Source organism: Nocardia sp. X0981, from assembly GCF_977089955.1.
Window position 1 is genome coordinate 3599407 of the sequence record NZ_OZ372435.1, and the last position, 20304, is coordinate 3619710.

Genomic DNA, 20304 nt, shown 5'->3' on the forward strand with positions numbered 1-20304 from the left:
ATGACCACGAAAGATACGAGAAGGGACCGACCTGGTGGCGGAACGCCTGACTGTGCGCGGAGCGCGGGAGCACAACCTCAAAGGGGTGGATCTCGACCTGCCCCGCGACAGTCTCATCGTCTTCACCGGTTTGTCGGGTTCGGGGAAGTCCAGCCTGGCGTTCGACACGATCTTCGCCGAGGGACAGCGCCGGTACGTGGAATCGCTGTCCGCCTATGCCCGGCAGTTCCTCGGCCAGATGGACAAACCCGATGTGGATTTCATCGAGGGGCTTTCCCCCGCCGTCTCGATCGACCAGAAATCCACCAATCGCAATCCCCGCTCCACGGTCGGCACCATCACCGAGGTACACGACTATCTGCGTCTGCTCTACGCCCGCGCCGGTGTGCCGCACTGCCCGGTGTGTTCGGAACTCATCGCCAGGCAGACCCCGCAGCAGATCGTCGATCAGGTACTGGCCATGGAGCCGGGCGTCCGGTTCCAGGTGCTGGCGCCGGTGGTGCGTACCCGTAAGGGCGAATTCGTCGACCTCTTCGATCAGCTGAACGCGCAGGGCTATGCCCGCGTCCGGGTGGACGGGGTGGTGTATCCGCTCACCGATCCGCCCAAGCTGAAGAAACAGGAGAAACACGATGTCGAGGTGGTGGTGGATCGTCTCGCGGTGAAACCCACCGCCAAACAGCGGCTCACCGATTCCATCGAGACCGCCCTGCGCCTGGCCGACGGCATCGTGGTGCTGGATTTCGTGGACCGCGACGAACACGCCCACGACCGGGAGCGGCGTTTCTCCGAGAAACTGGCCTGCCCCAACGGGCACCCCCTCGATATCGAGGATCTGGAACCGCGGTCGTTCTCGTTCAACTCGCCCTACGGCGCCTGCCCCGACTGCACCGGGCTCGGTATCCGCAAGGAGGTCGATCCCGAACTCGTGGTGCCCGACCCGGAGCTGAGCCTCGCGGAGGGCGCCATCGCTCCCTGGTCGCGCGGGCAGAGCGCGGAGTACTTCCTCCGGCTGCTGGCCGGGCTGGCGGCCGCCCAGGGTTTCGACCTGGACACCCCCTGGCGGGAACTGCCGCCGCGGGCCCGTAAGGCGGTGCTCGAGGGCAGTTCGGACCAGGTGCATATCGTCTACACCAATCGGTACGGCCGCAAACGTTCGTACTACGCCGATTTCGAAGGGGTGATGCCCTTCCTGCAGCGGCGGCTCGATGCCACCGAATCCGAGCAGATGAAGGAGCACTACGAGGGTTATATGCGGGATGTTCCGTGCCCGGTGTGCAACGGGGCGCGGTTGCGGCCGGAGATCCTGGCGGTGACCCTCACCTCGGGGTCGGAGCGGAAATCGATCGCCGAGGTCAGTGAACTGTCGATCCGTGACTGCTCGGAATTCCTCAACGCGCTGACCCTGGGGGAGCGGCAGGCGGCGATCGCCGGGCAGGTGCTCAAGGAGGTGCAGGCGCGGCTCGGCTTCCTGCTCGATGTAGGGCTGGACTACCTGACCCTTTCCCGTGCGGCCGCCACCCTCTCCGGCGGTGAGGCGCAACGTATCCGGCTGGCCACCCAGATCGGTTCCGGCCTGGTCGGCGTGCTCTACGTACTGGACGAACCGTCCATCGGCCTGCACCAGCGGGACAATCGCCGGCTCATCGAAACGCTGACCCGGCTGAAGAACCTGGGCAACACCCTGATCGTGGTCGAACACGACGAGGACACCATCCGCGCATCGGACTGGGTGGTCGATATCGGCCCGCTCGCCGGCGAGCACGGCGGCCGGGTGGTGCACAGTGGCCCGTACGCGGAACTGCTCACCGACGAGAACTCGCTGACCGGCGCCTATCTCTCCGGTCGCGAGCGGATCGAGGTTCCGCTCGTCCGGCGGCCGGTGAACAAGAAGCGGCGGGTCACCGTGGTCGGCGCGACCGAGAACAATTTGCGGGGTATCGATGTGGCGTTCCCGCTCGGTGTGCTCACCGCCGTCACCGGTGTCTCGGGATCGGGGAAATCCACCCTGGTCAACGACATCCTGGCGACCGTTATGGCCAACAAACTCAACGGTGCCCGGCAGGTACCCGGCCGGCACACCAGGGTGAACGGGCTCGATCAGCTGGACAAGCTGGTACGGGTGGATCAGTCACCGATCGGCCGCACTCCGCGGTCGAATCCGGCCACCTACACCGGGGTGTTCGACAAGATCCGCAGCCTGTTCGCGGCGACCACCGAGGCCAAGGTGCGCGGTTACCAGCCCGGCCGCTTCTCCTTCAATGTCAAGGGCGGCCGCTGTGAGGCCTGCTCGGGCGATGGCACGCTCAAGATCGAGATGAACTTCCTGCCGGACGTGTACGTGCCCTGCGAGGTATGCCACGGGGCGCGCTACAACCGGGAAACCCTCGAGGTGCACTACAAGGGCAAGACCATCGCCGAAGTGCTGGACATGCCCATCGAGGAGGCCGCGGAATTCTTCGAACCGGTCACCTCGATCCACCGCTATCTGTCGACCCTGGTCGATGTCGGGCTCGGCTACGTGCGGCTGGGACAGAGCGCGACCACGCTCTCCGGTGGTGAGGCACAGCGGGTGAAATTGGCATCCGAACTGCAGAAACGCTCCAACGGGCGGACGGTCTACATCCTCGACGAACCGACCACCGGGCTGCATTTCGAAGATATCCGCAAACTGCTCGCGGTGATCAACGGCCTGGTCGACAAGGGCAATACGGTCATCGTCATCGAGCACAATCTGGACGTGATCAAAACCGCGGACTGGGTCATCGATATGGGTCCCGAAGGCGGTTCCGGCGGTGGCACCGTGGTGGGGGAGGGAACGCCCGAGGACATCGCCGCCACCCCGGGAAGCTACACCGGGCAGTTCCTGCGGGAGGTCCTGTCCGCCTCCGCGGCCACCGCCGCGGAGGCGCCGAGTCCGGTGAAGGCGGCCACCGGCGCGGCGGGTGAGGCCGCGGCTCCGGCGAAGAAGAGGACGAAGGCGGCCGGGAAGACGGAAGCGGCCGGGAAAGCGACGCCGACGCCGGACGCCCAGAAGGCCAAGCGCCTGGCCCGCAAGGCGGCGGCGCTGCGCTGACCTGCCGCTACCCCGAGGAAGTGAACCCCAGCTCGGCCAGGAGGCGCTCGCCGGCCGCGGTGTGCTCGCCACCGGCGAGCACCAGCGTCCGTGCTCGTTGATAAGGACAGTGGGCCGCTTCGAAGGCAGCCGCGACCGTAACCGAGCGCCCGGGGTCCTCGTCGAGCAGGGCCGTCGCCCGATCGAGGATCGCCTCCGCGATCGGGTTACCGGCCACCGCGGTGCGCGCCACGTCCAGATGACCACGGGCATCCGGGGCGCCGGTGAGGACCGCGGCTTCGGCGCGGAGCGCGAAGTACCAGTGCCGCCAGATCCAGACGTCCCGGACGTCCATCTCGTCGGGATCGGTGGCGAGTTCCGCGGCGGCGCGGGCGGGTTGTCGGTGATGGAGCGCGACGAGGGCGTCGAATACGGCGCCGTACGCGGTGCGGTGGCCGGGGGTCGTATCGAGTTCGCCGGCCACGGCCAGCCATTCCGCTCGCGCCGCGTCGTCGCCGCGTAGCCCGTGGACCAGGGCGACCGCGGCGGTCGCCGGGGCGAGATGCGGCGCCGGCCGGTGCCCGGACAGCTGCCGGGCCTCGGCGAAACGTCCCGCGCCGGCGAGTACGGCTCGGGCGTTACCCGCCAGCGCGTCCGCCACCAGAAGGTGGGAGGTGGCGAAGTCGCCCCGCTCGACCAGCAACGGCAGTTCGCGAAGCTGCTCGCCCCAGCGGCGGGCCCCGGCCGGATCGCCCACCCCGAGGCAGGTGTCGGCGGCCTCGGCCAGCGCGTTGACCTGTTCGAGCGCTCCGGCCGGAGTAACCGGGATCGTCGCGAGCAGTTCGACTCGCCGCCGAGTCGTTTCCGCGGCGGCGAAGGTATCGCCGGCCCAGCACTGGGCCGCGGCGAGCGCGTCGAGAGCCGCGCTGCGGATCAGCGGATCACCGGTCGGGTCCGCCAGCTCGACCGCCCGTTCGGCCAGCGTGACCGCTTCCGGCCGGCCGGCGTGCGGCCCGTCCCCGCCGCCGGCGGTGGTGTGGGCGCGGACACCGCACTCGGCCAGGGCCACCGCGGCCCGGGCCACGGGATCGGTGCCGGCCAGCGCCCGTGCCTCGGCCAGCAACTCCACGGCCTCGTCCGCCGCCGGTGGCCGGGGGAACGTATCCGACATCCGGAAGACGGTGATGGAGGCGGTGGCCAGGTCACGAGCGGCCCCGGCCGCGTCTCCGGCCATTCGCGCGGACTCCGCGGCCGCGCGGTACAGGCGGTACATGTCCTCGCCGCGTAGCCGGCAACCGGCCACCGCGGCGGCGTGACGCAGGGCCGACGCCGCCGCGGCCGGATCGGCGGCGAGCGCGGCCGCCTGCTCGTAGCGCCGCTGGGACTCGCCGATCAGGTTGCGGGTGAAGGTCAGCCGGGCCAGCGCGGAAGCCAGATCGTATGCCTCGGCGCGGTGAACGGGCTGTTCCGCGGCCCACGACAGGGCTGCTCGCAGATCGTCGGCCATCGCGTCGAACGCGGTGCGCCACGAGCCGGTGGCGGCGGACGGCGACCCCTCCAGGGTGGCTACGGTAGCCGAACACCAGCGCAGATGGTGGGCGCGGGCTTCGACGAGCTCACCGGCTCCGGTGAGTCGCTCGGTCTCGTACTGACGGATCGTCGCCGAGATCCGGTAGCGGGTGCCGGGCGCGGCCGGCGCGGCGGTCAGCAGGCTCTGCTCGGCGAGGCGGGCCAGACCATCGGCGACCGCGTCCGCCTCCAGCGGCGGATACCCGGCCACCGCGGCGGCATCGGCGGCGGTGAACGGCGCGACGAAGACCGCGATACGGCGCAGCAGGCACTGGTCCGAGGCGGTCAGCAGGGCCTGACTCCAGTCGAGCACGGCCCGTACGGACCGGTGCCGTTCGTCGGCCCGGCGTCCTCCGACCAGAAGGCGCAGCGGATCGGCCAAGCTCGCGGTGAGGCCGTCGAGACCGAGGGTGGGCAGCCGGGCGGCCGCGAGTTCGATCGCCAGCGCCAGCCCGTCGAGCCGCCGGCAGATCTCCTCGACCCGATCCCACTGTCCGGGTTCCACCGTCCAGCCCAGGGCGGAGGCGCGGTCCAGGAACAGCGCGAGGGCATCGGCCGTGCTCGCGTCGCCGTCGAGGGACAGCGGTGGAACCGGGTAGACCTGCTCGAACGGCACCATGAGGCGGGCCCGGCCGGTGACCAGTACGTGGACGCGGGGACAGCCGGTGAGCAGGCGTTCGATGAACGGGGCGACGCCTTCGAGCAGATGTTCGCAGTTGTCGAGTACGAGCAGCGTATGGCGATCGGCGAGCGCGGTCAGCACCGATTCGTCGATGGTCCGGCCCTGTTGCTCGCCGATTCCGAGCGCGCGGGCCACCGCGGATCCGATCATCGCCGCATCCGTGACCGGTACGAGGTCGACGAACCACGCGCCGTCGGCGAAAGTGCCCGCCACGTCCGCGGCGACCGCGAGCGCCAGCCGGGTTTTGCCGATACCGCCGGGGCCGAGGGCGGTCACCTGGCGGTGTACTCCGACGGCGTCGCGCAGTGCCGCGCGCTCCCGGGCCCGGCCGACGAACGATGTCAGCGGCGCGGGGAGCGCGGCGACCGTCTCACTCGGCTGCCCGCTCCGGACGAGCGAGGCCGCGCGTTCGGCGAGCGCCCGCCTGTCCGGGACACCGACCTTGCGTAGCAGCGAGGACACATGGGTTTCCACGGTGCGTACGGAGATGAACAGTTGCGCGCCGATCTCGGCATTGCTGCGGTGTTGCCCCACGAGGGCCAGGACCTCGGCCTCCCGGTCCGAGATCCCACCGGGGGCCTTCTGCTTCGACACATCCCTATCTTCGCGTACCGGTTCCGTACCGCTACGTGGGCGCGGCTCCGTGTGTATTCCGTGGTGGGTTCCGTGCTCGCCACGGATGTGCCGGCCGACGGCCGGAAATACCGTCATGGCCATGAACGGAAGACGAACGGTGAGGCGGCACGACCGCTGCTCGCCCCGGCGGAGCGCCGGGCACCGGTTCGCCCGCCGTACCTCGCCCACGACAGCATCAGGAGAGTTCATGACCAGCGATTCCACCTCCGGGATCAAGACCGTGCTGCACCCGGTTTCCGATCTGGCCAAAGCCGGAAAGGTCTACGCCGCCCTGCTCGGTGTGCCACCGCGGACCGAAGGAACCTACTACCTCGGCTTCGAGGTCGCGGGCCAGCACATCGGGCTGGTACCGGGTGGTGGACCACAGGGGATGACCGCGCCGGTCGCGTACTGGCACGTGCCGGATATCGAAACGAAGCTGGCCGAGGTGGTCGCGGCGGGGGCCACGGTGCGGGAACCCGTGCGCGATGTCGGCGAAGGCCGCCGCGTGGCCACCGTGACCGACCCCGACGGCAATGTCCTGGGCCTCCTTCAGGACCGGGACCCGGCGAGCGTATAGCCGCGCGCCGGCCCCTCGCACAACCCTCCCCTCAGAAAACCGATACGAAGGAAATGGCTATGACCGCCCAGAAGACCACCACTCGCACCACGAAGAACAAGTCCACCGTGGGTTTCACGGCCGAGGAGCGGGCCGCGATGAAGGAACACGCCCGGGACTTGAAAACCGCCGCCCGCCGTGGTTCGCGTGCGTCCGCGGCGGACGGCGAGAACGATGTGCTCGCGAAGATCGCCGAGATGGCGGAGGCGGACCGGGTCATGGCCGAGCGCGTCCATGCCATCGTCAAGGCCAGCGCCCCGGAGCTGTCGCCGAAACTCTGGTACGGCATGCCCGCCTACGCCAGGGACGGCAAGGTCGTCTGCTTCTTCCAGACCGCCGCGAAGTTCAAGGCGCGCTACGCCACTCTCGGCTTCAACGACGCGGCTCGCCTCGACGACGGCGCCATGTGGCCGACCGCCTTCGCGCTGACGGAGCTCACCGCTGCCGAGGAGGCCAGGATCGGTGAACTCGTGCGGCGGGCGGCGAGCTGACGACCGTGCCCACCGGCGCACGCTCCGGCCCTGCCACAGCATCCGGTGGCAGGGCCGGACCGCGTCCGTCCGGGGGTGAATGTCGCCGGCCGTGCTCGGCGTGGCCTCCGCCGGAACAGGGCCTTCAGTAGACGGGGCCGGTGTATTTCTCGCCGGGCCCGGCCCCCGGGGCGTCGGGCACCGCCGAACTCTCCCGGAAGGCCTTCTGCAGCGACTGCAGCCCTTCGCGCAGCGGTCCGGCATGCGGGCCGAGGTACTCCACCGACGCGGTGATCAACCCGGCCAGCGCGGTGATCACGCGCCGGGCCTCGTCCATATCCCGGCGCGGGCTGTTCTCCGGGTCGTCGTCGCCGAGGCCGAGCTTCTCCGCGGCGGAGCTCATCAGCATCACGGCCGCGCGGCTGATCACCTCCACCGCGGGTATTTCGGCGAGTTCGCGCACATCGGCTCCGGACTGTTCGGTCATGCCCTCAGCCTAAGGTCACTCCGGAGGGGTGTGTGTTCGGGCTGGGGGCTCGCTTCGCGGTCCGGCCGCGCGCAGTACGCGCAACTGGCCGATCTCGGTGATGTTCTTCAGCAGTTCGACATCGACCCAGGCGGCCAGGTGGGCGACCGTGAGCCCGGCCTCGGCCGGCCAGGGGTACGAGGCCGTCGTATCGAGCAGGGCATCGTCCGCGCGGTCGAGCACGGCCAGCCAGCGTTCCCGCAGCCCGGCCAGCCAGGAGAGGGCCGCGGCGGTGTCGCCGGGCCAGTACACCTGCGTGCGCGGCGGAATCGGTCCGCCTTCCGCGTGGGCGATGGCCGAACTCCACCACCAGCCGATATGCCAGGTCAGCCAGGCGATGGTCGGTACCGGGACCGGATCGGGCTCGGTCTCGGCGAAATCGGGGTGCCAGCGGCCGTCCGCGCCGCGGTGTACCGTCCAGATCACCTCCGCCGGCGCCCAGTGCGAATCCTCGTCGGTCAGGGCCTCGAAATGCAGCTGGGCCAGCGACCAGATCAGGTCGAATTGCCAGCGGAGAAGGTCACGTCGGCTGCTCACGGGCGTCGAGCCTGACAGCCGGGCCCGACGTGGGCAACCGATTTCCGAATCGAGCCGATTCGGCGATCCGCCGTCGAGCTGTTAGAATTTCGGGCGACGACCGTCCCGGTCCTGTCCGGGGCAGATAAGTGGAGCCCGACTCCCACCGTCGCCGGCGAGTTATCGTCTGGTCGAACGGTCCGGTCGCCCGCCGCACGGCGGGTTCGCGGTCTCGCTCAGGCGGATCGTGGCGCAGGCGTCGAGTCTGCGTCGGCCGGTCGACATCGGGCCCCGTCGCGGTGAAATACCGCACCGGGGCTTTTGTGTTGAACAAGGGGTTCATTTCGAGCGGTCGTCGGACGACACCGCTAGACCTAGGAGGCCCCATCAGCACTGAGACCCGCATCAACGATCGCATCCGTGTTCCCGAGGTCCGGCTCATCGGGCCCGGCGGTGAACAGGTTGGGATCGTGCGTGTTGAAGATGCACTTCGCGTCGCCCTGGAAGCAGATCTCGACCTCGTGGAGGTCGCGCCGGACGCCCGTCCGCCGGTCTGCAAGATCATGGACTACGGCAAGTTCAAGTACGAGACCGCGCAGAAGGCGCGCGAGTCCCGGAAGAACCAGGTCCAGACCGTGATCAAGGAACAGAAGCTGCGGCCCAAGATCGACGATCACGACTACGAGACCAAGAAACGCAATGTCGTGCGGTTCCTGGAAGCCGGGTCGAAGGTCAAGGTCACCATCATGTTCCGGGGACGCGAGCAGTCCCGGCCCGAACTCGGTTTCCGGCTGCTGCAGCGGCTGGCCTCCGATGTGGCGGAATTGGGTTTCGTCGAGACCTCGGCCAAACAGGACGGCCGCAACATGACGATGGTCCTCGCCCCGCACAAGGGTGCGAAGACGCGGGCCAAGGCCCAGCAGGATTCGGCCCGGCCGCAGCCCGGCGGCGCGGCTCCGAACTCCGGTCGGCCGGTCGCGCAATAACAACGGCATCCGCCGTGACACTGCGGCGCCTCGCCGCAACACCGCGGCGTACGCCGCAGCGCTATTGCGTCGAGCCCGCAATAACGCTGATCAGTACACCTGGTCCGCCCTGCGCGGGCACGACACAGATTGAGGTTGCCATGCCCAAGATGAAGAGCCACAGCGGCGCTTCGAAGCGATTCAAGGTGACCGGTAAGGGCAAGCTGCGCCGTCAGCAGGCCAACCGCCGGCACCTGTTCGAGCACAAGCCCACCCGCCGGACTCGCCGTCTGGAAGGCACGGAGGCCGTCTCCGCTCCCGACGTGCGCCGGGTGAAGAAGCTGCTGGGTATCTGATTCCCTTCCCGGGACAGATACCGTCCGGTACCGCAGGTGCGACCGGACGCCGAAGAACCGACCCACTCGGGTGCGCTCGACCGGGCACCCCCAAGATCGATTAGGACTGACCAGTGGCACGCGTCAAAAGGGCCGTCAACGCTCAGAAGAAGCGCCGTTCCATCCTCGAGGCCTCCAAGGGCTACCGCGGGCAGCGTTCGCGCCTGTACCGCAAGGCCAAGGAACAGCAGCTGCATTCGCTCACCTACGCCTACCGGGACCGCCGGGCCCGTAAGGGTGATTTCCGCAAGCTGTGGATCGCCCGGATCAATGCCGCGGCCCGCGCCAACGACATCACCTACAACCGCTTCGTGCAGGGTCTGAAGGCCGCCGGTGTCGAGGTCGACCGCAAGAATCTCGCCGAGCTGGCCGTCTCCGACCCCCAGGCGTTCGCCGGGCTGGTCGCTGTCGCCAAGGCCGCGCTGCCGGAGGATGTGAACGCTCCGGCTGCCTGAGCCGGTGTGGAGCCGGGCCGTCGTCCGGTCCGAGATGTGAAGAGGGCCCCCTCCTTGGCGGGTTCACGCGGTCGTCGCAACACTCTTGATTGAGAGGTTGCGGCGACCGTGTCGTTTTCAGGGGATGTCGACCGTTTCGGTGATCAGTTGGCGCGGCTGGTCGATGCTGGAGTCGCAGTGAGGGACGCCGCTGAGTCTTTGGGGATCGCACGCGGTCGCGCTTATGCGATTCTGCGGGCGATCGGCCGTCCAGCGGGTGGACCGAGACTTCAGCGGTCGGCACCGGATCCGGTTGTGGTGGTGTCGGTGTTCGACAAGACCGGTTCGGTGAACCAGGCCGCGAAAGCGGTGGGGGTGTCGCACTCGGTGGCTCGCCGGATACTGGTCGACGCCGGCCTGGTCGATGCGGCGAAAGCCGGGTACGGGAAAGCCGGAGCCAAGGCGCGATTTTTGGAGTTGCTGTCTTCGGGCTGGTCGAGTGCGCGGGCAGCACGCGAGGTCGGGGTCCATGTCAGAACCGCTCGGGGCTGGCGTGACGGTGTCCGTAAGACGGGCAACAAGCGGGTCCGTCCCGACGGCACCGTGGTCGACTACACCACCGGCACGACCACCCGGTACGAACGACCGGTGAACATCGCCGTTACCGCCGCCGAACCTGCGGCGATCCACGCCAGATACCTGTCACTGACCGACCGGATCGCGATCGCAGACGGGCTGGCGGTGAGCATGTCGCTGACCGCGATCGCGGCCGGGATCGGCAAACACGAGTCGACGGTGTCACGGGAAGTACGTGCCCACCGGATCGAGGGCCGCTACCTGCCCTATCGTGCGCATCAGGTCGCCGCAGCACCGCGAGCACGACCCAAACGGTCCGAACTGGTGAACAACCAGGCTTTGCGGGCCGAGGTCGCCGATCGGCTGCGTCAGCGGCACTCACCAGAACAAATCTCTTACCGGCTCCGCGAAGACTTTCCCGACGACGAAAGCATGCGGGTGAGCCACGAAACGATCTACCAAGCCCTCTACTTCCAAGCCCGTGGCGGGTTGAAACGTGAAGTAGTCCACGCGCTGCGTTCGGGTCGGACGCGCCGCAAACCACATCGGTCACCCGATGCGCGGACCCCGCGGTTCGTCGATGACATGGTCATGATCGCCGACCGTCCCGCCGAGGCCGGCGACCGGGCCGTGCCCGGGCACTGGGAAGGTGACTTGATCATGGGTGCAGGTAACACCTCGGCGATCGGCACCCTGGTCGAACGCTCGACCAGGTACACGATGCTGGTCCACCTGCCCGGCGGGCACGACGCCGAAACCGTGCGTGACGCGCTGATCGCCACGATAGCGACCTTGCCCGCGCATTTGCGAGGGTCGCTGACCTGGGATCAAGGCTGCGAAATGGCCCGGCACAAGCAGATCACGATGGCCACCGACATGCAGGTCTACTTCTGCGACCCGCATTCACCCTGGCAGCGCGGCAGCAACGAGAACACCAACGGGCTACTACGGCAATACTTTCCCAAAGGCAACGACCTGAGCAAGTTCGATCCCGCCGACCTCGAACACGTTGCCCAGGAGCTGAACGGGCGCCCACGCAAAACGCTCGGCTGGGCTACCCCAGCCGAGCGTTTACGTGATCTACTCACCACCTAACCAACAGCGATGTTGCGACGACCCCTAGAAACCGCCCTTCGGGAGGGGGCCCTCTGTGTTTCCGGGGGCGCGGTGGCCGGTTCCGGCCGGGCCGGAGCCCGCGCCGGACGCGGACCGCGTCCGGCGCTGCGAGCCGGGGTCTGCCGGCCTCTAGGATTTCCTGGTGCGCGACCGACAAGAAGCTACGGACTCGCGGAACCCGCGGGTGGTTTCCGCCGTGAAGCTGCATCGGAGTGCGGCTCGGAAGAAGGCGGGCCGGTTCCTGGCCGAAGGCGCCAATTCCGTGGGCGCCGCTTTGGCGACGGGGCGGGTCCGGGAACTGTTCTATTCCGCCGAAGGCGCCGCCCGCGAACACGCGCTGATCGCCGGTGCCGAAGCCGGGGGGGTGCGGACCACCCTTGTCACGGATCGGGCCGCACAGGCACTGGGAGAAACGGTGACGCCACCGGGGCTGGTGGCGGTATGCGATCTCGTCGATATCCCGTTGGACCGGATCCTCGCGGGGGGACCCCCGCGGATGCTGGCCGTACCTGTCGGTATGGGCGATCCCGGTAACGCGGGCACGCTCATCCGGGTGGCCGACGCGGTCGGTGCGGACGCGGTGGTCCTCGCCGGGGACAGCGTGGACCCGCACAACGGCAAATGTGTCCGTTCCTGCGCGGGAAGCCTGTTCCATCTGCCGATCGTCCGGGAGCGCGATACCCGCGCGGTACTCGATGGTGTCGAAGCCGCGGGGATCACCACCGTGGCCACGGCGGCGGACGGGGAGATCGATCTCGAGGACGCCGGTGAGTTGTTCACCCGGCCGGTCGCGTGGCTGTTCGGCAGCGAGGCGCACGGTCTCGACCCGGAAGTCGCCCACCGGGCCCGCCATCGTGTCCGTATCCCGATCCGCGGGCGGGCCGAGAGCTTGAATCTCGCCACCGCGGCCGCGATCTGTCTCTATGCGAACTCCCGCGTGCGCTTCGGCCGCGACCGGGTGTCGTAACGGGCGGGGAGCTCTGAGCTAGCTGCCGTGCTCCATCAGGTCGTCGAGGAGTTCGCCGGCCCAGTCGGCGGGTACCGCGTCCGGACCGGCGACCTGCATCGATGCCATGACGGTGAGCAGCATTCCGGTCGACAGGAAACGCCGGATATCGGCGATCGGGGCGCCGGTGAGTTCGCGGATCAGGCGAAAGATCCGGCCGTAGCGGTCGCGTACCATCGGGCCGATCTCCGGGTCGGCGGCGGCGGCGAAGGCATGCAGTAGCACTTGCAGGAGGGTGCGTTCGGACAGGAACCGGTCGTAGGCGTGGGACATCGCGTGGAGGGGGCCCTCCGGATCGTCGGTGTCCGCGGCTTCGGTGAAGATGGCCTCGATCCGGTCGCAGACCTGCTCGACGGCGGCCAGGAAGAGCCGCTGTTTGGAGCCGAAGAGACGGATGACATACGGCTGGGAGACCCCCGCCCGGCGGGCGATCTCGTCGGTGCGTGTGGCGGTGTAGCCGGTTTCGGCGAAGGCGGAGACCGCCGCCGCCAGTACCTGCTCGCCGCGTTCTCCGGCGGTCATCCTGGTCTTGCTCGCCTCCGGCATGGTCCTCCTCTTCCGCGTGGTTCCGGGTGCCCGTTCCTTGACAGGTTATCAGCCGATGCATACCGTAATGATTAGTTATCATTCAATTACAACAAAGGGTGGATATGACCGACTCACTGATCTCCACGGCGTCGCCCCCGGCCCTGCCCGGTATCGCGCCCCCGCGCGAACGTATCGCCGCACCGCGCCGCCCGCTGGCGGCCGTACTCGCCGCGGTGGGCATCCCCATGTTCATGGTCACCCTCGACAACCTGGTGGTGACCAACGCGCTCCCCGTGATCCGTACCGAACTGGATGCTTCGCTGCGCGATCTGCAATGGTTCGTCAACGCCTACACGTTGTCGTTCGCCGCGCTGCTGCTCACCGCCTCCGCCCTGGGCGACAGAATGGGCCGCCGCCGTGTTTTCCTGGCGGGTATCGCCCTGTTCACCGCTGCTTCGGCGATATGCGCGCTCGCCACCGACCCCGGCATGCTGATCGCCGCCCGGATCGCGCAGGGGTTCGGTGGCGCGGCGGTGCTGCCCTTATCGCTGACCTTGCTCTCCGACGCCGTGCCGGAACGGATGCGCAGTGCCGCGATCGGCATCTGGGGTGGTATCTCCGGGCTCGGCGTAGCGCTCGGACCGCTGCTCGGCGGTGCGGTGGTGGACGGCCTGAGCTGGCAGTGGATCTTCTGGGTCAATGTGCCGATCGGCATCCTGGTGCTACCGCTGGTGGGCTGGGCGTTGCGCGACACGCACGGGGGCGGCGGCCGGCTCGATCCGGCCGGGCTGGTCCTCGCCTCGGGTGGTGTGCTGGCGATCGTCTGGGGCATCGTGCACGGCGCCGACGATGGATGGACCTCCGCAGGTGTGCTGGCCGCACTGGCCGGCGGGGCGGTTCTTCTCGTCGTGCTGATCATATGGGAACGCCGCGCGGCGGCGCCGATGCTGGCGCCGCGGCTGTTCCGGGTGCGCGCCTTCGGCGTGGCCAATCTGGTGGCCTTCGCGTTCTCCGTCGGCGTCTTCGGGGCGATATTCCTCCTCGCCCAGTATTTCCAGGTGGTGCAGGGATACAGTCCGCTGGAATCCGGTATCCGGACCATGCCGTGGACCATGGCGCCGATGGTGGTGGCCCCCCTCGCGGGCCTGGTGATCGACCGGGTCGGCGCCCGTCTCCTGCTGGTGAGCGGGCAGGTGCTGCTGGCCGTGGCCCTGGGCTGGATGGCCGCGATCACCACGGTGGACCTCGCCTACGGCTTCTTCGTCGCCCCACTGCTGATCGCCGGGATCGGTATGGGCCTGACCTTCGCCCCGCTGGCGACCGTGGTGATGGCCGCGGTCCCGGAAGCGGACCGGTCGGTGGCCTCGGGCACCAACAACACCGTGCGCGAGGTCGGGGTGGCCATGGGTATCGCGGTGCTCACCTCGGTGTTCGCCTCCTACGGTGCCTACACCGATCCGCAGAGCTACGTCGCCGGTCTGGTGCCCGCGGTATGGGCCGGTGCGGGGATCGTGGCCGCCGGAGCCCTCGCGGCGGCGTTGCTGCCCGGCCGGTCCCGGCGCTGAATCCCCCGGTGAGCGGCGGCTCGCCCGCGGAGGCCGCCGCTCAGCGTTCGCGTGCGGTGACCAGGGAATCGCCGGCGGTAGCCGGGCCGGAGAGCGTTCTCCGGCGGCGTCCGGCCGTCGCGTACAGCACCACGAGCAGCAGGCTGAACCAGACATATCCGTTGCCGATGAACTGCTGCCAGGCCGACCAGTCCATCTCCCGGCCGTCGTTGCCGGGAAGATCGCTGTGTTTCGCGAGTACGAACACCAGCGCGGTGGCCACCGCCGCGGCATACCAGCCGCGGGCCTGCGGCCAGGGCCGCGTGGTCGCGTAACCCACCATGGCCAGCAGCGCGGGCGCCACCCACACCCAATGGTGGGACCACGAGATGGGCGATATCAGCAGCGCGACGACCGCGTTCACGGCGAGCGCGATCATCGGCGGGGCCCCGGTGCGGCGGATGGCGGCCACGGCCAGCGCCACGAGCGCGACGGTGGCCAGCAACCACAGCGCGGTGGCCGCGGCGCCGGTGATCTCGAACCGCGCCAGCACGGCCTGGATCGATTGATTGGTCTGGAACTCCGAACCGCTCAGCCCGCCCACATTGCCGAAACCGCCGAACCAGTACCGCACCGATTCGTCCGGCATCACCGCGAACCCGATCACCGTGGCGATCGCGCCGCTCACCGCCGCCGTCGCCGCGGCCTTGTAGTCCTTGCGGATGAGGAAGAACAGCACGAACGCGGCCGGGGTGAGTTTGACGGCCGCCGCGATGCCCAGCAGCATGCCGCGCGGCCAGCGCGGATTACGGGTCAGGAAGTCGGCGGCCACCAGACCCATCAGCATCAGATTGACCTGGCCGAAATCCAGGGTCGCCCAGATCGGTTCCAGCAGCAGCGCCAGCGGGGTGGCGGTCGCGCAGACCAGCAGCGTGAGTCTGCGCTGGTCGGGCCGGGGCCAGATCTGCCGGGCCACCAGGAACAGGGTCAGCGCCAGTGCGCCCACCGAGACCACGAGATAGGCGACCACCGCCGCCGCCCAGGGCAGCAGCGCGTAGACGCCCAGGGCCAGGGCGGCGAAAGGGGGATAGATGAAGGGCAGGCTGATATCGGCGGCGGTCTCCGGCAACTGCCCGTAGAGATCACCGCCGGCCCGCCACTCCTCGACACCCAGCCGGTACACCTCGAGGTCGATGTACTCCCCGCTGATCGAGCGGAACGGGTCGAGGGGGCGTGATATGCACACCCACGTCACGAGCACCGCAAGCAGCGGTAGCAGCCAGACCGCCTGACGGCGGACACGTCCGGCGAGCGTCTCGGTGCGGGTCGGGGCGTTCGTCATCAGAGGGGACTTTACCGGTTGACGGTGTCCGGGTACCGGGCAGTGAGCGGCGGGGGATATCGACGTGAGTCGAGCACCGGCCATCGAATACGATTCCACCAGCAGCAATACGGGCACCGGGGTCCACCGGGGCCCGCTCACCGATGCCTAGGGGAGAGACGAGTAGACCGTGGCCGACGACACCGACGCAGGCGCAGCGACCGGCGGGCAGGAATCCGCGCTCACCGAAGAGGCCCTGACCGCCGCGGCCGCGGCGGCCGAGAAGGCCTTCGCGGCCGCCGCGGATCTGGACGCGCTCGCCGCCGCGAAAACCGAGCATATGGGCGGCCGATCGCCGATCGCGCTGGCTCAGCGCTCGCTGGGCGGTCTGCCGAAGTCCGAGAAGGCCGATGCCGGGAAACGGGTCAATGTGGCGCGGCGGCGCGTATCGGAGGCCTTCGAGGAACGCCAGCGGGTGCTGATCGCCGAACGCGATGCCGCGGTACTGGTGGCCGAGGCCATCGATGTCACCCTCCCCGCGAACCGGGGCCCGGTCGGGGCCCGGCACCCCATCACGGTCATCTCCGAGCAGATCGCGGACGTATTCGTCGGGATGGGCTGGGAGGTCGCCGAAGGTCCCGAGGTCGAAACCGAGCATTTCAACTTCGACGCGCTCAACTTCCTGCCCGACCACCCGGCCCGCACCATGCAGGACACCTTCCATATCGCCCCGGCCGGGTCGCGCCAGGTGTTGCGCACCCACACCTCCCCGGTGCAGGTGCGGTCCATGCTCGAACGTGATCTGCCGATCTACGTGGTGTGCCCGGGGCGGACCTTCCGCACCGACGAACTGGACGCCACCCATACTCCGGTGTTCTCCCAGGTCGAAGGCCTGGCGGTGGACAAGGGCCTGACCATGGCGCATCTGCGTGGCACCCTGGATGCCTTCGCGCGTGCCCTGTTCGGTCCGGAGACGACCACCCGGATCCGGCCCAACTACTTCCCCTTCACCGAACCCTCGGCCGAGGTGGACGTCTGGTTCCCGGACAAGAAGGGCGGTGCCGGCTGGGTCGAATGGGGCGGGTGCGGCATGGTGAACCCCAAGGTGCTGATCGCCAGCGGTATCGACCCCGACGAGTACAGCGGTTTCGCGTTCGGGATGGGGTTGGAGCGGACCCTGCAGTTCCGCAACGGCATCCCCGATATGCGCGACATCGTCGAGGGCGATGTGCGGTTCACCCTGCCCTTCGGTATCCGGTCCTGATCTTTCGAGCGAGAGAGCGAACGTCACAGTGCGAGTAGCGCAGTCCTGGCTGACCGAAACGATCCGCCGCACCGTCCCCGACTGGGAGGTGACGCCGGAGGAACTGGATGCCGGATTCGTCCGGGTCGGGCTCGAGGTCGAGGAGGTCGACCGGCTCGAGCGGGTGGGCGGCGAGATCGACCGGCCGCTGGTGGTCGGCCGGGTCGCCGAGATCACCGAGCTCACCGAGTTCAAGAAACCCATCCGTTTCTGCAAGGTCGATATCGGCGCGGAGCAGCCGCAGGAGATCGTGTGCGGTGCGACCAATTTCGCGGTCGGCGATCTGGTGGTCGTGGTGCTGCCCGGGGGGGTGCTGCCCGGTGGTTTCGCCATTTCCTCGCGGAAGACCTACGGGCATATCTCCAACGGCATGATCTGCTCGGTCGCCGAACTCGGTATCGGTAAGGACCATTCGGGCATCCTGGTGCTCGAACCCGGCACCGCCGAACCCGGTACCGATGCCAACGAATTGCTCGGCCTCGGCGATACGGTGATCGAACTGAACATCACCCCCGACCGTGGCTACTGTTTCTCGGTACGCGGGCTGGCCCGCGAACTGGCCTGCGGTTTCGATCTCGAATACGCCGATCCGGCCGTACGTACCCTGCCGGACGGGCCCGAGGCGTGGCCGGTCCGGGTGGAGCCGGAATCGCGTTGTACCCGCTTCGGGGTGCGCCGGGTGACCGGTCTCGACCCGCGGGCGGTGAGCCCGTGGTGGTTGCAGCGGCGCCTGCTGCTGTCCGGGGTGCGGCCCATCTCACCGGCCGTGGACGTGACCAACTATGTGATGCTCGAGCTCGGTCAGCCGCTGCATGCCTTCGACGCCGCGCGGGTGACCGGCGGCCTGGTGGTGCGGCGTGCGCGAGCGGGCGAGACGCTGCGCACCCTCGACGATGTACAGCGCGAACTCGACCCCGAAGACGTGGTGATCGCCGACGATACCGGTGTCGTCTCGCTGGCCGGGGTGATGGGCGGCGCCACCACCGAGGTGAACGGGGAGACCACCGATGTGGTGCTCGAGGCCGCCACCTGGGATCCGCTGCTCGTCTACCGGACCGCGCGGCGGCACAAACTGGTGTCGGAGGCGAGTAAACGCTACGAGCGGGTGGTGGACCCGGAACTGAACCTGGCCGCGCTGGACCGCGCCGCGAGCCTGCTCGCCGAGATCGCCGGTGGCACGGTGGAGGCCGCCCTCACCGATCTGCGGGTCCCGTTGGAGCCCACGCGGCCCATCCGGATGGATATCGACCTGCCCGACCGGGTCGCCGGTGTCTCCTACCCGACCGGTACCGCGGCGCGGCGGCTCACCCAGATCGGCTGTCATGTGGAGGTGGGTGTCGACGAATCCACCGGGCACGGTCAGCTGGTGGTCACCCCGCCGAGCTGGCGGCCGGATCTGGCGCAGCCGGCCGACCTCGTGGAAGAGGTGCTGCGGCTCGAAGGACTGGAGCAGATTCCCCTGGTGCTGCCGCAGGCCCCGGCCGGTCGCGGGCTGACCGCGGTGCAGCGCCGCCGCCGGGCGGTGAGCCGGGCGCTGGCCTTCGCCGGATGTGTCGAGGTGCCGCCGCCGGTCTTCCTGCCCGCGGGTGTTTTCGATACCTGGGGCCTGGCCGACGACGATCCGCGGCGCACCACCACCAGTGTGCTGAACCCGCTCGACGTCGAGCGCGCCGAACTGGCCACCACGCTGTTGCCGGGCCTGCTGGAGATCGCGGCCCGCAATATCTCTCGTGGTGCCCGCGACCTCTCGCTCTACGGTATCGCCCAGGTGGTGCTGCCCGGTCCGGACACCGGGCCCGTGGAGCCGCTGCCGGTGGACCGGCGGCCCACCGAGTCCGAGGTCGACGCCCTGCTGGCCTCCTTGCCGGCGCAGCCGCAGCACGTCGCGGTGGTGCTCACCGGGCGCCGGGAGCCCCGGGGGCCGTGGGGGCCGGGCCGGGCCGCCGAGGCCGCGGACGCCTTCGCGCTCGCCGATGTGATCGCCGAGGCCGCCGGGGTCCGGCTCATCCGCCGGCCGGGTAAGTATCTGCCCTGGCATCCGGGGCGCTGCGCCGAACTGGTGGTCGGTGAGACCGTGGTGGGTCATGCCGGTGAACTGCATCCCGGTGTGCTGGAGCGCTCCGGGCTGCCGCCGCGGACGTGCGCACTGGAACTGGATCTGGACGCGCTGCCTCTGGTGGAGAGCCGTCCCGCGCCGTCCATCTCCCCGTTCCCCGCCGTCCTGCAGGATGTATCGGTGAGCGTGGCCGCCGAGGTACCGGCGGCGGCGGTGGAAACGGCCCTGCGGTCCGGCGGCGGCGAGCTGCTCGAGGACATCTCGCTGTTCGATGTGTACGAGGGTGTGCAGGCCGGTGAGGGCCGGAAATCGTTCACCTACGCCCTGCGGTTCCGTGCCCCGGATCGCACCCTCACCGAGGACGAGGCCAGCGCGGCCCGCGATGCCGCCGTGGCCGCCGCCTCGGCCGCGGTGGGTGCCGTGATCCGTTCGTAGGCACACGGTCTAGTGGTCCATCCGAAACGACGGACCACGAGTCGTAGGCTGGTCGTATGAATGATCCGAGCGCAGGCGATCCGGGCGCGCTCGCCGCGCGGCTGGCGGCTCTGCCCGACGAACAGCTGCTGGCGGTACTGGTCGTCGCCACGGCCGGCCGGGAGAGCCTGGCCCCCCTGTACGAAACCGCCACCCGGCTGCTCGCCGAAACCGGGCAGAGTGGATCGGCGCCGGGTGTGATTCCCGGCACTCCCGCCACACCCGGCTATCGACCGGCGCCCGGGGTCGGTGAGTCTGCGCAGGTGAGCGGGGGTATCGGCGGGGCATCCGGCGGCGTCGGCCCCACGATTGGCGGCTACACCGGTGCCGGAGTGCCGACCTTCGATTCCGTTCGCGATAAGGTCGAGCGGCGTATCGGCACCGCGTACGGCGCCCGGGAACTCGATCGGCAGACCCCGGCCGGCCGTGGCGCCGACGAACAGTGGGAAGCGCGTGAACAGGCCGCGCGGGAACGTCTGGAACAGATTCGCACCTCGCTGCGTGAGGGCGACGGGTCGTGATCCCGCCCGGCCC

Annotated in this window: 17 protein-coding genes; 12 read left to right on the forward strand and 5 right to left on the reverse strand. The window is 69.1% G+C overall.

The window, feature by feature from the left end:
• Positions 1 to 34 precede the first annotated feature (34 nt).
• The gene (gene uvrA / locus ACYR7D_RS16065) at positions 35 to 3076 is read left to right on the forward strand and encodes an excinuclease ABC subunit UvrA (protein WP_459545387.1); all 3042 of its coding nucleotides are present in this window, start codon (positions 35 to 37) and stop codon (positions 3074 to 3076) included.
• A 7-nt stretch (positions 3077 to 3083) separates the two neighbouring features.
• Here uvrA and ACYR7D_RS16070 read toward each other — a convergent pair whose 3' ends face one another.
• On the reverse strand, positions 3084 to 5900 hold the full coding sequence (locus ACYR7D_RS16070; protein WP_459545388.1) for an ATP-binding protein: 2817 nt from the start codon (positions 5898 to 5900) through the stop codon (positions 3084 to 3086).
• A gap of 229 nt (positions 5901 to 6129) precedes the next feature.
• On the opposite strand from ACYR7D_RS16070, the gene ACYR7D_RS16075 reads away from it, so the two are divergent.
• Both ACYR7D_RS16075 and ACYR7D_RS16080 read left to right on the forward strand, forming a co-directional pair.
• Positions 6130 to 6501 carry a VOC family protein gene (locus ACYR7D_RS16075; protein ID WP_459545389.1) on the forward strand — a complete coding sequence of 124 codons (372 nt, stop codon included), beginning with the start codon at positions 6130 to 6132 and terminating at the stop codon, positions 6499 to 6501.
• Between the two features lie 59 nt (positions 6502 to 6560).
• Positions 6561 to 7031 (forward strand): iron chaperone, encoded by a 471-nt coding sequence (locus ACYR7D_RS16080; RefSeq protein ID WP_459545390.1) that lies wholly within the window; start codon positions 6561 to 6563, stop codon positions 7029 to 7031.
• Between the two features lie 124 nt (positions 7032 to 7155).
• Here ACYR7D_RS16080 and ACYR7D_RS16085 read toward each other — a convergent pair whose 3' ends face one another.
• Both ACYR7D_RS16085 and ACYR7D_RS16090 read right to left on the reverse strand, forming a co-directional pair.
• On the reverse strand, positions 7156 to 7497 hold the full coding sequence (locus ACYR7D_RS16085; protein WP_459545391.1) for a DUF1844 domain-containing protein: 342 nt from the start codon (positions 7495 to 7497) through the stop codon (positions 7156 to 7158).
• Positions 7498 to 7512: 15 nt separating this feature from the next.
• Entirely contained in the window at positions 7513 to 8073 is a 561-nt protein-coding gene (locus tag ACYR7D_RS16090; protein ID WP_459545392.1) for a DinB family protein, read from the reverse strand.
• Between the two features lie 320 nt (positions 8074 to 8393).
• On the opposite strand from ACYR7D_RS16090, the gene infC reads away from it, so the two are divergent.
• The 5 genes from infC (at position 8394) to ACYR7D_RS16115 (ending at position 12505) form a co-directional block, all read left to right on the forward strand.
• The gene (gene infC, locus ACYR7D_RS16095; RefSeq protein WP_459550182.1) at positions 8394 to 9038 is read left to right on the forward strand and encodes a translation initiation factor IF-3; all 645 of its coding nucleotides are present in this window, start codon (positions 8394 to 8396) and stop codon (positions 9036 to 9038) included.
• 140 nt (positions 9039 to 9178) lie between these two features.
• Complete coding sequence (rpmI, locus tag ACYR7D_RS16100; protein WP_459545393.1) at positions 9179 to 9373, forward strand: 50S ribosomal protein L35; 195 nt, start codon at positions 9179 to 9181, stop codon at positions 9371 to 9373.
• Between the two features lie 113 nt (positions 9374 to 9486).
• On the forward strand, positions 9487 to 9867 hold the full coding sequence (rplT, locus tag ACYR7D_RS16105; protein ID WP_058856755.1) for a 50S ribosomal protein L20: 381 nt from the start codon (positions 9487 to 9489) through the stop codon (positions 9865 to 9867).
• 459 nt (positions 9868 to 10326) lie between these two features.
• On the forward strand, positions 10327 to 11517 hold the full coding sequence (locus ACYR7D_RS16110; RefSeq protein ID WP_459550183.1) for an IS30 family transposase: 1191 nt from the start codon (positions 10327 to 10329) through the stop codon (positions 11515 to 11517).
• A gap of 163 nt (positions 11518 to 11680) precedes the next feature.
• Positions 11681 to 12505, forward strand: coding sequence for a TrmH family RNA methyltransferase (locus ACYR7D_RS16115; RefSeq protein ID WP_459545394.1), 825 nt, complete (start codon positions 11681 to 11683; stop codon positions 12503 to 12505).
• An 18-nt stretch (positions 12506 to 12523) separates the two neighbouring features.
• On the opposite strand, the gene ACYR7D_RS16120 is transcribed toward ACYR7D_RS16115, so the two are convergent.
• Positions 12524 to 13090 carry a TetR/AcrR family transcriptional regulator gene (locus ACYR7D_RS16120; protein ID WP_459545395.1) on the reverse strand — a complete coding sequence of 189 codons (567 nt, stop codon included), beginning with the start codon at positions 13088 to 13090 and terminating at the stop codon, positions 12524 to 12526.
• Positions 13091 to 13194: 104 nt separating this feature from the next.
• Here ACYR7D_RS16120 and ACYR7D_RS16125 point away from each other — a divergent pair, with 104 nt between their 5' ends.
• The gene (locus ACYR7D_RS16125; RefSeq protein WP_459545396.1) at positions 13195 to 14637 is read left to right on the forward strand and encodes an MFS transporter; all 1443 of its coding nucleotides are present in this window, start codon (positions 13195 to 13197) and stop codon (positions 14635 to 14637) included.
• A 40-nt stretch (positions 14638 to 14677) separates the two neighbouring features.
• Here ACYR7D_RS16125 and ACYR7D_RS16130 read toward each other — a convergent pair whose 3' ends face one another.
• Complete coding sequence (locus tag ACYR7D_RS16130; protein WP_459545397.1) at positions 14678 to 15958, reverse strand: glycosyltransferase 87 family protein; 1281 nt, start codon at positions 15956 to 15958, stop codon at positions 14678 to 14680.
• 169 nt (positions 15959 to 16127) lie between these two features.
• Between ACYR7D_RS16130 and pheS the strand changes: the two genes are divergently transcribed.
• The 3 genes from pheS to ACYR7D_RS16145 are packed head-to-tail and all read left to right on the forward strand — an operon-like array spanning position 16128 to position 20291.
• Entirely contained in the window at positions 16128 to 17201 is a 1074-nt protein-coding gene (gene pheS, locus ACYR7D_RS16135) for a phenylalanine--tRNA ligase subunit alpha (protein ID WP_459545398.1), read from the forward strand.
• 28 nt (positions 17202 to 17229) lie between these two features.
• Complete coding sequence (pheT, locus tag ACYR7D_RS16140; RefSeq protein ID WP_459545399.1) at positions 17230 to 19731, forward strand: phenylalanine--tRNA ligase subunit beta; 2502 nt, start codon at positions 17230 to 17232, stop codon at positions 19729 to 19731.
• A gap of 56 nt (positions 19732 to 19787) precedes the next feature.
• The gene (locus ACYR7D_RS16145) at positions 19788 to 20291 is read left to right on the forward strand and encodes a hypothetical protein (RefSeq protein ID WP_459545400.1); all 504 of its coding nucleotides are present in this window, start codon (positions 19788 to 19790) and stop codon (positions 20289 to 20291) included.
• Positions 20292 to 20304 lie beyond the last annotated feature (13 nt).

What these genes read in the sequence shown, in the direction of transcription:
- ACYR7D_RS16080 (WP_459545390.1), top strand. Translation starts at nt 6,561, where the DNA reads ATGACCGCCCAGAAGACCACCACTCGCACCACGAAGAACAAGTCCACC.
- ACYR7D_RS16130 (WP_459545397.1), bottom strand. Translation starts at nt 15,958, where the DNA reads ATGACGAACGCCCCGACCCGCACCGAGACGCTCGCCGGACGTGTCCGC.
- ACYR7D_RS16125 (WP_459545396.1), top strand. Translation starts at nt 13,195, where the DNA reads ATGACCGACTCACTGATCTCCACGGCGTCGCCCCCGGCCCTGCCCGGT.
- rpmI (WP_459545393.1), top strand. Translation starts at nt 9,179, where the DNA reads ATGCCCAAGATGAAGAGCCACAGCGGCGCTTCGAAGCGATTCAAGGTG.
- ACYR7D_RS16145 (WP_459545400.1), top strand. Translation starts at nt 19,788, where the DNA reads ATGAATGATCCGAGCGCAGGCGATCCGGGCGCGCTCGCCGCGCGGCTG.
- ACYR7D_RS16120 (WP_459545395.1), bottom strand. Translation starts at nt 13,090, where the DNA reads ATGCCGGAGGCGAGCAAGACCAGGATGACCGCCGGAGAACGCGGCGAG.
- ACYR7D_RS16085 (WP_459545391.1), bottom strand. Translation starts at nt 7,497, where the DNA reads ATGACCGAACAGTCCGGAGCCGATGTGCGCGAACTCGCCGAAATACCC.
- ACYR7D_RS16075 (WP_459545389.1), top strand. Translation starts at nt 6,130, where the DNA reads ATGACCAGCGATTCCACCTCCGGGATCAAGACCGTGCTGCACCCGGTT.